The organism is Dokdonella fugitiva (assembly GCF_004342425.1).
In the GTDB taxonomy this organism is placed as follows: Bacteria; Pseudomonadota; Gammaproteobacteria; order Xanthomonadales; family Rhodanobacteraceae; genus Dokdonella_A; species Dokdonella_A fugitiva.
This window is the reverse complement of the sequence record NZ_SLWQ01000001.1, coordinates 948,482-959,719: the sequence shown is the minus strand read 5'-3', so window position 1 is coordinate 959,719 and position 11,238 is coordinate 948,482. Positions and strand designations below refer to the sequence as shown.

At 67.1% G+C, this 11,238-nt stretch carries 10 protein-coding genes; 5 read left to right on the top strand and 5 right to left on the bottom strand.

What is annotated here, in order from left to right; genetic code table 11:
- Nucleotides 1-10 precede the first annotated feature (10 nt).
- Nucleotides 11-295: an NHLP-related RiPP peptide gene (locus EV148_RS04045; RefSeq protein ID WP_158287311.1), complete on the bottom strand. Its 285-nt coding sequence runs from the start codon at nt 293-295 to the stop codon at nt 11-13.
- Nucleotides 296-439: 144 nt separating this feature from the next.
- Between EV148_RS04045 and EV148_RS04040 the strand changes: the two genes are divergently transcribed.
- Entirely contained in the window at nt 440-1,597 is a 1,158-nt protein-coding gene (locus EV148_RS04040; RefSeq protein ID WP_131993770.1) for a putative peptide maturation dehydrogenase, read from the top strand.
- Nucleotides 1,598-1,726: 129 nt separating this feature from the next.
- Entirely contained in the window at nt 1,727-4,378 is a 2,652-nt protein-coding gene (locus EV148_RS04035) for a putative peptide modification system cyclase (RefSeq protein ID WP_158287310.1), read from the top strand.
- Here the strand turns inward: EV148_RS04035 and EV148_RS04030 are convergent.
- Nucleotides 4,364-4,618, bottom strand: coding sequence for an NHLP-related RiPP peptide (locus EV148_RS04030; RefSeq protein WP_131993764.1), 255 nt, complete (start codon nt 4,616-4,618; stop codon nt 4,364-4,366). The two genes, EV148_RS04035 and EV148_RS04030, sit on opposite strands and share 15 nt — an antisense overlap.
- Before the next feature lie 98 nt (nt 4,619-4,716).
- Here EV148_RS04030 and EV148_RS04025 point away from each other — a divergent pair, with 98 nt between their 5' ends.
- The 3 genes from EV148_RS04025 to EV148_RS04015 all read left to right on the top strand — a co-directional run bounded on the left by EV148_RS04025 (nt 4,717) and on the right by EV148_RS04015 (nt 7,836).
- Complete coding sequence (locus EV148_RS04025; RefSeq protein ID WP_131993762.1) at nt 4,717-5,910, top strand: putative peptide maturation dehydrogenase; 1,194 nt, start codon at nt 4,717-4,719, stop codon at nt 5,908-5,910.
- 173 nt (nt 5,911-6,083) lie between these two features.
- A complete protein-coding gene (locus tag EV148_RS18370) occupies nt 6,084-7,022 on the top strand; it encodes a hypothetical protein (protein ID WP_158287309.1) in 939 nt (312 codons plus the stop codon).
- 4 nt (nt 7,023-7,026) lie between these two features.
- On the top strand, nt 7,027-7,836 hold the full coding sequence (locus EV148_RS04015; protein WP_131993756.1) for a hypothetical protein: 810 nt from the start codon (nt 7,027-7,029) through the stop codon (nt 7,834-7,836).
- A 105-nt stretch (nt 7,837-7,941) separates the two neighbouring features.
- Here the strand turns inward: EV148_RS04015 and EV148_RS04010 are convergent, their stop codons facing one another.
- The 3 genes from EV148_RS04010 to EV148_RS04000 all read right to left on the bottom strand — a co-directional run bounded on the left by EV148_RS04010 (nt 7,942) and on the right by EV148_RS04000 (nt 11,166).
- Nucleotides 7,942-8,367 carry a VOC family protein gene (locus EV148_RS04010; protein WP_241987963.1) on the bottom strand — a complete coding sequence of 142 codons (426 nt, stop codon included), beginning with the start codon at nt 8,365-8,367 and terminating at the stop codon, nt 7,942-7,944.
- 140 nt (nt 8,368-8,507) lie between these two features.
- Nucleotides 8,508-10,703: a xanthine dehydrogenase family protein molybdopterin-binding subunit gene (locus EV148_RS04005; RefSeq protein WP_199222708.1), complete on the bottom strand. Its 2,196-nt coding sequence runs from the start codon at nt 10,701-10,703 to the stop codon at nt 8,508-8,510.
- A complete protein-coding gene (locus tag EV148_RS04000) occupies nt 10,693-11,166 on the bottom strand; it encodes a (2Fe-2S)-binding protein (RefSeq protein ID WP_131993750.1) in 474 nt (157 codons plus the stop codon). Before EV148_RS04000 ends, EV148_RS04005 begins: the two co-directional genes overlap by 11 nt.
- Nucleotides 11,167-11,238: the final 72 nt, after the last annotated feature.

The following is an 11,238-nucleotide window of genomic DNA, read 5'->3' as shown; positions in this document are numbered from 1 at the left end:
AGCGGGGCGACTACTTGGCGTCGAGCCGCAAGTGCGGCGTGATCATCGTCAGGGTGGCCTGGGCGCCACCTTCGGCCGCGAAACTCTTCAGCGCGGCCTGGAACACCTCCGGCGAGGCGAGGCGCATCGGCGCGAGGCAGGCCGCATTGAGGTTCACCACCGTTTCGTGCGGAATGCCGAGTTCGACCAGGGCTGCCGCCGGCTTTTCCTGGAAACGTTGCCGGAAGCCGCTGTTGCTGGACAATTCGCGCAGCAGCTTCTGCGCTTGATCGTTCGTCAGTGATGCGTCGCTCATGGCCGATTTCCCCTGGTTTGCAGCGGAATCCGCGGAGATCTCGCGCGGACCAGGCTGCAAAACGCATGGTATGGCGCGCATAAGGCTTGCGCAAGGCTCGGCCGATCCGCAATTCTGGCGCGTCTTTTCCCGTGGGGGAGCCGGGTGCGACTACGCCGCTGCGCGCATTTGCTGGTCGAGCCGCGCGACACGCTGAGCTTCGACCTGGCCCTCGTCGCCGCGGGTGGCAGCGGCGTGCGCCATGCGACCGAGCTGGTCGCGCGCGCGCCGCACCTGCGGGACGATGTCGTGCTCTCGCCGGCCGAAGTCGCGACGGTCTTCGCCGTCTCGTCGTCGCAATGGCAGGCGCTCGACGAGCTCGAGCGCATCCACCCGCCCCCGGTGCTCGAGGCGCTCAGGGAGAAGGCGCTGCTGGTGGTGGAAGGTACGCACGCGGCCGCGCGGGACGAACGCGTGCGCGACACCCATTGGCGCGCGCCGGCCGCGGCCATGCATTACTCCTCGCGATGGCAGGGGGTGGACACCGAGGCCGCATTGCAGTCACTCCCGGAAGACGCACTGCGCGACCATCTCGGCGCGGCGCCGCCGCCCGTGCGCGAGCGCACCCCGCCGACCGGGCGCGTGCCGCTGCCGCAGGCGCGCGCGACCGCGCTCGACGGCCTGCTCGATCGCCGCGTCACCTGCCGCAACTTCGATCGCACGCGATCGCTGTCGCTCGCCGACTTTTCGTCGGTGCTGTATCGCGTCTACGGCGCGCGCGCCCTGACGGAATACGCGCCGGGGGTCCACCTGCTGAAGAAGGGCGTGCCCTCGGCGGGCGGATTGCATCCGACCGAAGCCTACCTGCTCGTGCAGCGCGTCGATGGCGTGCCGACGGGCCTTTACCACTACCACCCGGTCGACCACGCGCTGGAACCGCTGCGCGCGCTCGATGCCGCCGAGGCCGCGACGCTCGCCCGGCGCTTCGTCGCTGCCCAGGCCTGGTTCGTGGATGCGCACGTGATGGTGATGCCGACCAGCCGCTTCGGCCGCACGTTCTGGAAATATCGCAACCATCCCAAGGCGTATCGCGCGCTGATCCTCGATGTGGGGCACCTGTCGCAGACCGCGTACCTCGCCGCGACCGAGCTCGGCCTCGGTGCATTCGTCACGGCGGCGATCAACGAGGTCGACATCGAAGAGGCATTCGGCCTCGATCCGCTGGAAGAGGGTCCGCTCGCGGTGACCGGCTTCGGCCCGCGCGGGCCCGAGCGCCATGAAATCGAGTTCGATCCCCTCAACGCGGTGTGGCCGGCCCCCTGAAGCGTCGTCGCGGCATCGAGCGTCGTCGCCCGCCCGCGAGTGGCCGTAATCGTTTTCACGCCGGAAGCTGGCCATCATCGCCGATTGGGCGCAAAATGGTGCGAATGCAGCAAAGGGGCGGCCGGCAGGGTGACCGCTGACGAATCAGCACGGATCGACGGCCTCACCGGCAACACGACGTCGGTGCTGCGTACGCTCGTGCTCAGCGATCTCGTCGACTCGACCTCGCTCGTCGAACGCCTCGGCGACCAGCGCGCCGCCGACCTCATCCGCAAGCACGATCGCCTCGCGCGTGCGTTGATGCAACAGCACGGCGGCCGCGAGATCGACAAGACCGACGGCTTCCTGCTGGTGTTCGAGCGTCCGATCCAGGCCGTCGCCTACGCGCTCGCCTACCAGCGCGAACTCGCCGACCTCGGCGCGCAGGAAAAGATCGAGCTCGCCGCGCGCATCGGCATCCACGTCGGCGACATCGTCGTCTGGGACAACAGCGCCGACGACATCCGCCGCGGCGCCAAGCAGACCGAGGTCGAAGGCCTCGTCAAGCCGGTCGCGGCGCGCCTCATGGGCCTCGCCCTGCCGCGCCAGATCCTCATGTCGGGCACCGCCTACGACATCGCGCACCGCGCCCAGGGCGAACTCGGCGAGAAGCTCGCGCGCGTGCGCTGGCGCACGCACGGCCGCTATCGCCTCAAGGGCGTGCCCGACCTCGTGCCGGTGTTCGAAGTCGGCGAGGAAGGCATCGCGCCGCTGCGCGCGCCGGCATGGACCGGCAAGGCCCATCGCGAGATGCCGGTCTGGCGCCGCCCCGTGGCGGTGGCCGGCGAACTTCTCGCGCTGCTCCTCCTCGTCGCGGTGCCGGCCTGGTACTTCTTCAAGCCCGCACCGGCGATCGCATTCGCCAACCGCGACTGGGTCGTGGTCGGCAGCCTCAAGAACCTCACCGGGCACAAGGCGTTCGACGATTCACTGGCGACGGCCTTCCGCATCGGCCTGGAGCAATCGCGCTACGTCAACGTCATGCCGGAGCTCCAGGTTCGCGATGTGCTCAAGCGCATGGAGCGCGATCCGACCGCAACGGTGGTCGACCGCGTGATCGGATCGGAAGTGGCGTTGCGCGAAGGCGCGCGCGCTCTCGTTTTGCCGACGGTCGCCGAAATCGGCGGGCGGGTACGCCTGACGGCCGAGGTCGTCGATCCGCACACGCAGACGTCGGTGTACAGCGACTCGGTCGAAGGCGTGGGAGAGGCGGCCGTATTGCCTGCAATGGACGACCTTCTGAAGAAGATGCGTGGCCGACTCGGCGAGTCGATCGCGAGCATCGATGAGACGAGCGCGCCGCTCGCCGAGGTGACGACGCGCAACTTCGATGCGCTGAAGGCGTACTCGCTCGGCTTGCAGGCACTGGCCGGCGGTCGCGGTGGTGAGGCGCTCACGCTGTTCGACCAGGCAGTGTCGCTCGATCCACACTTCGCCCAAGCCTATCTCGGCCTCGCCAATGTCTACTACAGCACGAGTCAGAAGGCGAAGGCCCACGACGCCGTATCCAAAGCCGTTCGCGACCTCGACCACCTGAGCGTGCGCGAGCGCCTGAACGCGCAAGGGTATGCCGCGTTGTTCGAAACCCCGGACAGCATGCGCGAAAAATGGTCCATGCTGACCAAGCTATATCCCGACGACATGGCGGGCACGCAGAACCTCGCGATGGTGCTCTGGCAGTACGACAATGATCGCCAGCAGGCGGCGCAGTATTTCCGCAAGGTGACGGCGAGCCAGCATCCGCGGCGTGGCTACGCATGGCTGTATCTGGGCGACATCGAAGTGGCGACGGAGGATTTCGCGGCCGCCGCGAAGAGCTATGCCACGGCGCGGCAAATCGGTTCGCCGCAGAACTACCTGGATCCGGTCAATCTGCCGATCGCGCGGCGCGATGCGGCGGCGGCGAAGGCGGCATTGGCCAAGGAAGACACGCACCGTTATCCGTTCTTCGAGGTGGAAGCGGAGCTGCGCAAGGCCGCCATCGAAGTCGGGCAAGGACGCCTCGCCGACGCGCGCGCGGCGACCGACGCGGCCATGGCGATCGCGGGCCAGGCGAAACTCGAAGCGTCGCGCCAACGCGCGCGACTCGCGGGCGTGGCGATCGCTCTGGCGCAGGGAGATGCCACGGCTGGCGAGAACCTCGGGGCATTCGTCGCCGACGAGCTGCGTCGCCTGAAGGACGCACCATCCACCTACGACTTCAGTAGTCAGGTCCATCTCGGTCTCGCGGCAATGCTGGCGCTGCGCCATGGTGACTCCGCGCTCGCCGCGCGCGTGCTGGCCGCGCTGGGTCCCGCCGCGGACGCAAGCGGTTACCGCAACCTGCAGCAGCTCGCGCGCGCTGCCGCGTGCGAGGCGCGCATCGACAAGGAAGTGGTTGTCGCCGTCGGCTGCCTCGAAGCCTTGCTCTCCGAGCACGCCTACTACCAGACGCGCGTCGCCTTGTTGCGCGCGTACCGGGCCGCGGGCCGCGACGAGGATGCCCTGACGACCGCGCGTTGGCTCGCCGGCCACAGGGGTCTCGCTACGGCGGACTTCATCGGTGAATTCGCAAGCCAGGTACCGAACCTGCTGGCGTCGGACGAAGCACTGGTCGACGCCTCGGAACTGGAACTGAAGACCGGGCGCAAGAACGATGCGAGGAAGACGCTGGGCGAATTCAAGGCCGCATGGAATTCGTCCGACCGCGGCCTCCCGCTGTCGCGGAAGGCCGCGCGCGTCGACGCGTCACTTGCTCAGTAGGAACCAGCCCATACCGACGGCGCCATCGACCTTGGCGCGAATCTCCGCGCGCTGCGATTGCAAGGCTTCCTTCGACGGAAGGTTGCGCACGGCCGGTACGGAACCGGGGTCCACCTGCACGCCGTGTTCGGCGAGCGCCGCAGCGGGATCGCCGAGAAACTTTTCGCGGAACTGGTCGTCGGTGCCGAGCCGATCAAGCAATTGATCGAGCTGTTCGGACGATGCGATGCCCTTGCCCATTGTTCCCTTCCCCTTGTGTCTGTGCCGGATTGTGAAGCGGGGCTAAGCTTAGGCGGTCGCGCAGGACAACTCCAGCGCCAGCGAATCCAGGATGTCCAATGCAAAGCGAGTTTCGCCTGCGCCGATGCAGCGTCCTTTTCGTCGAGCCGCGTGAGACCCTCGACCTCGACCTTGCGGGCCTGCTGGCCGGTGGCGATGCCTTGGCTTCCCGCTGCCGCTGGGTGGCGCTCGCGCCACACCTCGGCGCGGAAGTCGAGATCGACGACGACGAACTGGCAGCCCTCGGGAGAATCGGGGAAACACCGTGGCGACGCCACTCTGACCTCGCCTCGACCACGCGACCGGAGGTGCTGGCGCGCTTGCTCGACCTTGGCCTCCTGATCAGCGACGCCGCTCCGCACGAAGCCATGCGCCGGCGCGACGACCTCGTGCGTGGCACGCACTGGCGAGCCCTTTCCGCCGTCGCGCACATGTTCAGCCGCTGGCGCGGCACCGACGTCGCGGACGACGCACGCATCACGCGCGACCGCACCCTCGCCGATCTCGTCGACGAGTACGGGCTGCCGCCGCCGCACCGCGTCCAATGCGGCGAAGCGCGCATCGACCTTCCGGATTGCGAGGCGACGGCGCTCGATCGCCTGCTGCGTTCACGTACGACCTGTCGCAATTTCGATTCGCGCAGCGAACTCGCGCCGGCGGATTTCGCCGCGGTGCTGAAGCGGGTCTTCGCGTCGCACGCCGTCAGCGAGCCTCTCGCCGGAGTGCGGGTCATCAAGCGCGCCAATCCTTCCGGTGGCGGGCTGCACCCGCTGGAGGCATACTTGCTGCTGCGTGGCGTGCAAGGGGTTGCCGCCGGCTTGTATCACTACGATGTCGTCGGTCATGCGCTCGAACCGCTTGCCTTGCTCGACGCCGCCACCGCGACGGCGCTCGCCGAACGCTTCGTCGCAGGCCAGACGTACCTCTCCGGCGCGCACGCCCTGGTCGTGATCGCGGCACGCTTCCAGCGGACCTTCTGGAAGTACCGCAATCACGCCAAGGCCTATCGCGTGCTCCTGCTCGAAGCAGGCCATGTCTCGCAGAACATCTACCTGGCTGCGACCGAGCTCGGGCTCGGCGCGTTCATCACTGCGGCGATCAACGAGGGCGACATCGAGCAGGCGTTCGGCCTCGATCCCCTTGAGCAGGGGCCGATCGCGGTTTGTGGCTTCGGAATCCGCGCACGGCGCTGCGACGTGCCCGAATTCGATCCTCTCGGCGTCGTGTGGGACGAATCCGGGACGCAGCGCTGACCGACGTGCCCGAAAGCCTGCGAGCGAGCCATCCCCCGACCTTCCCGGTCAGGTGCAGCTCGCCTCCGAAACGGAAGAGCAGAAGTCCGTTATTGCCGTATTCGCCGCCGCCAAGTGAATCTCGGCGATCGCAGCTCGTAGCATCCCACCGGCCCACGAGAGTGGGCTGGTGATTGCGGGAACCGAAAGTTGCTTGTCGAAGCATGAAATCCCCTACAGCAGGACAGGCTGCGATCTTCTGCAGGGCCGCATCTTCGTCTTCGGACGACCTCCCGGAAGCCGCGAGCTGCATCGAATCGGTGGCCGTTTCCGGCGCCGATTGGTTGCGGCAAGACGGCGCCGACACGCGACGGCACTTCGAACACGCATTGGGTCGGCTGCAGCGGTCGGCGACATTGGGTCGCCTCGTTTCCGGCGAGATATCCAGGCTCGCACACGACGGCGCGTACATCCCCGAACGCGTCGTTCCGGGACGCCTGTCGCTCTACGAGAACGCCGACTGTCGCCTCGACCTCGTGACCACGCGCACGAGCGCCGAGCAACCGTCGACGTTCCTGTATTCGAACACCACGAGTCTCGTGCACGTTTCACTCGACGATTCGGCGCGCGTCTCGATCTCGGCCTACCAAGCGCCTCGCGTCGAGCGCAACGACACGTTCGTCGCCGGAGCGACGCTCGAGTTGATCGAGCAGCGGAACCTCGGCCGCTATGACGCTATCCGCGCGTCGGCGGACGGCCTTACGGCGCACGACCTGTGTAGCGACCGACCTTCGGTCCTGCTCCGTATCGCGCTGAAACGTGAGCTTCCTTTCGTTTGGGGATTCGATCGCGAAGTACTGGCTGCGAAGTTCTACTACCCGAGCGACGTGGGAGCTTCGAGGAGGGCGCTCGCCATCGATTTCCTCCTCGCCACGTCCCACCCGCGGCTTGCCGAGTTGTGCTCGCTGTTGCGAGCCAGCCAATGGCATTTCCTGCGCTGGCGCGCGATCCAGGTCATGGCGAGGGAGGGTTTCGCCACTGTCGACGAGCTGATGCAGGGGGCGTGCGGCGACGATCATCCCGAGATCCGCGCCGCGGCCCGCGATGCGCTCGATCAGATGGCGCAGGCGTAGGCCGATGCCCGCCAAGATCCCTTCGGTTGCGTGTCGACCGGTTTCCCTGGCCGAGTACGTCGAACACATCGAGGCAGAAGTCGACTTCCGGGATCGTGACTCGATCATCGCGTCGGCGCCCATGCTGCAACGGCTTGCAGCGAACAAGAACTTCTTAGGCGATTGGCTGATCGACCAGCTGTCCGCCGACGCGAGCGAGTTCCAGCGCGGCAATGACTACAACTACCAGTCGATCGTCCTGCGCGTCACCGACGACTATATGCTCAGGGTCAATTTCTGGGTCCCCGAAGCGCACATCGCGAAGCATGGAGCACGCGAAACGATGGCGTTCGGCTACGACGCGTACCACAACCACAACTTCAATTTGCTGACCGTCGGGTACAGCGGTTCGGGTTACGCGACCGACATCTACCGCATGCGTGAACCTTTCCGCGCGCACGAGATCGGCGACGTGCCGGAGCTCGCAGCACTCGGAAGATGGCATCTTGGCCGCGGCGAAGTCATGTTCTACGACGCGTTCGCGGACGTGCACTCGCAGATCGCACCCGCGGAGTTGTCCGTGTCGATCAACCTCATGACTCATTCGACGCGCGACACCTGGCCGCAGTACATGTTCGACACGCGGACAATGGCGATAACGGGAATCGTCGGATCGCCCCTGGATGCGCGTATACATCTGCTGACCCTTGCCAAGCCCATGGTTCCAGGAGTCGCGAACGAAGCCCTGCAGGAACTCGCAAGGACCGACCCGTCTCCCAGGCTGCGAAAACTTGCTGCGGACGCATTGGATGATCGCTTCACTGGTTGGCGCTAGACGAATCTCTGGGCTCGCGGTCCATGAAAACACGGTTGCGCACACGGTGGTCGATGGTTCGAAGCGCTCGGCATCTCGCCCGCCGCAAGGCAGCGCTAGAACGCTCTATGCACGCTGCTCGGCCAGCCCGACGATGATGCTCTCCGGACCACGGACGTAGCAAAGCCGATTTAGATCCTTGTATTGCGCAACTTCGCCGACGAGTCGAGCGCCATGGGAATGCAGGCGTGCTAGGACATCATCGATGTCGTCGACGACGAACATGACACGCCGTATGCCTAACGTATTTACCGGAGCGTTCTTCGGCTCACCGTGGACCACCGCTGGTGCTCGGAACTTGAGCAGCTCGATCCGACCGTGGCCGTCCGGGGTCTGCATCATCGCGATCTCGCATTTGACGCCCTCGAGTCCAACGACGACATCCACCCATCGCCCCTCGAGAGGCATCTCACCTTGCAACTCCATACCAAGCTCTACAAAAAAAGCTTTCGCGGCCTCAAGGTCCTCGACCACGAGGAGAACGTTGTCCATCCGTCGAAGCGCCATCTTCTTTCCACCGCTGTCAGAGAGATTGTCCCAGGACGTAATTCAGATGCGGCTCGATAGAGAAAGCGTGTTTGTGCGACCGGGAATTTCGATCATGAACTATGGGCCCCTGACGTGTCGTGGATTCAAACCATGCGGAACGGCAACGAGCGCAACCGCTTGCCGGCGAGCGCGAACAACGCATTGCCGACCGCCGGTGCGATCGGCGGCGTGCCGGGTTCGCCGCAGCCGCCCATCCTGTCCGTGCTCGGCACGATGTGTACCTCCACCTTCGGCATCTCCGGCAGGCGCAGAGCGACGTAGTCGTTGAAGTTGTTCTGCTCGACGCGGCCGTTCTTCAACGTGAGCTCGCCGTGCAGCGCCGCGGAAAGGCCGTACACGATCCCCGACTGCATCTGTGCTTCGACGGTGAGCGGGTTGACCACCGGCCCGCAGTCGATCGCGCAGACGACGCGATGCACGCGCACCTTGCCGTCCTCGACCGACACCTCGGCGACCTGCGCGACGTAGCTGCCGAACGACTGGTGCACGGCGATGCCGGCCGCGTGGCCCTGCGGCAGCGGCTTGCCCCAGCCGAACTTCTCCGCGGCGAGATCGAGCGCGCGGCGTTCGCGCGCGTCCTTCGGCAACAGCGCGCGTCGATACTCGAGTGGATCCTGTTTCGCCGCGTGCGCGAGTTCGTCGATGAAGCTCTCGACGACGAAGCCCGTGTGCGAATGCCCGACCGAGCGCCACCAGAGCACCGTCACCGGGCTCTTCGGCGAATGCAGGTCGACGCGGTGCACGGGAATCGCCACGAGGTACGGCGAATCGGCGGCGCCTTCGACCGACGTGGCATCGACGCCGTCCCTGACCATCATCGGCTCGAACGGCGTGCCGGCGAGGATCGACTGGCCGACGAGCGTATGCGCCCACGCGACCGGCTTGCCGTCCGGCCCGAGCGTCGCGCGCAGGCGCGACAGCCACATCGGCCGGTAGTAGCCGCCGTGGATGTCATCCTCGCGCGTCCAGATCACCTTGACCGTGCGCTTCGCCGCCTTGGCGACGAGTGCGGCCTCGACGATGAAATCGGACGCGGGGTTTGCGCGCCGGCCGAAGCCGCCGCCGAGGAACGTCGTGTGGATGCGCACCTGGCCGGGCTCGATGCCGAGCGCCTTGGCGACGTTCATCTGGTCGACGCTCTGGAACTGCGTGCCGGTCCAGACGTCGCAGCCGTCCGCACCGATCGCGACCGTGCAATTGAGCGGTTCCATCGGCGCGTGGGCGAGGAATGGCACTTCGTATTCGGCCTCGATGACATCCTTCGCACCCTTCAGCGCGGCCTCGGCATCGCCGGCGGCCTTGGCGGTCGCGCCGGGCGTCGCCGCGAGCTTGCGGTATTCCTCGCGCAGGCTCGCGGTCGAGGCCTGCGCGAACGCGCCTTCGTCCCATTCCAGCACGAGCGCATCGCGGCCCTGCTTCGCGGCCCAGAAATGCGTGCCGAGCACCGCCACGCCACTCGGTACCTCGACCACGTCGAGCACGCCCGCGACCGCCTTCGCCTTCGTCGCGTCGAATGTCTTCAGCTTCGCGCCGAACACCGGTGCGCGCGCGACGAGCGCGACCGCCATGTCCGGTCGCTTCACGTCGATGCCGAATTCCGCCGTGCCGGTCGTCTTCGCCTTGCTGTCGAGGCGGCGCGTCGGCTTGCCGATCAGGGTCCAGTCCTTCGGCTCCTTGAGCGTCACGCCCGCCGGCATCGGCAGCTTCGCCGCGGCCTCGGCGACCTCGCCGTAGCGGATGCGCCGCTTGCCATGTACGACATGGCCGTTATCGACGCGGCAGTCGGCCGGCTTCGCGCCGAGTTTCGCCGCGGCGGCCGCGACGAGCAGCTCGCGTGCCATCGCGCCGGCCGTGCGCAGCTGGTCGAACGATTCCCACGTGCTCGTCGAGCCACCCGTCATCTGCATGCCGAACGCGGTGTGCGCATACTCGGGCGCGGCCGGCGCATGTTCGACGCGTACCCGGTTCCAGTCGCAGCCGAGTTCCTCGGCGACGACCATCGGCAGCGACGTCCACACGCCCTGGCCCATTTCCGAATGCTTGAGCAGGATCGTCACGCTGTCGTCGGGCGCGATGCGGATGAACGCGTTCGGCGACACCGGCGCCTTCGCGCCCGCCGCAGGCTCGGCGGCGAACGCGCGGCGCGCCGCGTGCGGCACGAAACACGCGACGACGAGCCCCGCCGCGGCGGACTTCACGAAGGCGCGGCGGGTAAGCCCCGACGGCGTCGCTGCGGTGGACTGGAGGGAACCCGGAAGCTGCATGCCTTCACGCCACATGGCCGCCCTCCTTCGACGCGAGTTCGGCCGCGCGATGCACCGCGCCGCGGATGCGCTGGTAGGTGCCGCAGCGGCATAGGTTGCCGGCCATCGCGGCATCGATGTCGGCGTCGCTCGGCGCGGGCTTCTGCGCGATCAGCGCCGAGGCACTCATGATCTGGCCGGACTGGCAGTAGCCGCACTGCACGACGTCGAGTTCCTGCCATGCGCGCTGCACCGGATGCGAGCCGTCCTTGGACAGGCCTTCGATCGTCGTGACCGACTTGCCCGTCGCGGCCACCGCGGGCATCACGCACGACCGGATCGCCTGGCCGTCGAGGTGCACCGTGCACGCGCCGCACTGGGCGAGCCCGCAGCCGAACTTCGTGCCGGTCAGGCCGAGGATGTCGCGCAGGACCCAGAGCAGCGGCATGTCGGCCGGCACGTCCACCTCGTGCGGCTGGCCATTGACGACAAGCTTCATCGGCGTCTCCGGTGCAGGGCGGGGCACTCAGGCTACTCCGGCGCCGGCGCGCCTGCCAGACGGTTGCACGAT

What these genes read in the sequence shown, in the direction of transcription:
- EV148_RS04045 (WP_158287311.1), bottom strand. Translation starts at nt 295, where the DNA reads ATGAGCGACGCATCACTGACGAACGATCAAGCGCAGAAGCTGCTGCGC.
- EV148_RS04030 (WP_131993764.1), bottom strand. Translation starts at nt 4,618, where the DNA reads ATGGGCAAGGGCATCGCATCGTCCGAACAGCTCGATCAATTGCTTGAT.
- EV148_RS04025 (WP_131993762.1), top strand. Translation starts at nt 4,717, where the DNA reads ATGCAAAGCGAGTTTCGCCTGCGCCGATGCAGCGTCCTTTTCGTCGAG.
- EV148_RS04015 (WP_131993756.1), top strand. Translation starts at nt 7,027, where the DNA reads ATGCCCGCCAAGATCCCTTCGGTTGCGTGTCGACCGGTTTCCCTGGCC.
- EV148_RS04010 (WP_241987963.1), bottom strand. Translation starts at nt 8,367, where the DNA reads ATGGACAACGTTCTCCTCGTGGTCGAGGACCTTGAGGCCGCGAAAGCT.
- EV148_RS04005 (WP_199222708.1), bottom strand. Translation starts at nt 10,703, where the DNA reads ATGTGGCGTGAAGGCATGCAGCTTCCGGGTTCCCTCCAGTCCACCGCA.
- EV148_RS04000 (WP_131993750.1), bottom strand. Translation starts at nt 11,166, where the DNA reads ATGAAGCTTGTCGTCAATGGCCAGCCGCACGAGGTGGACGTGCCGGCC.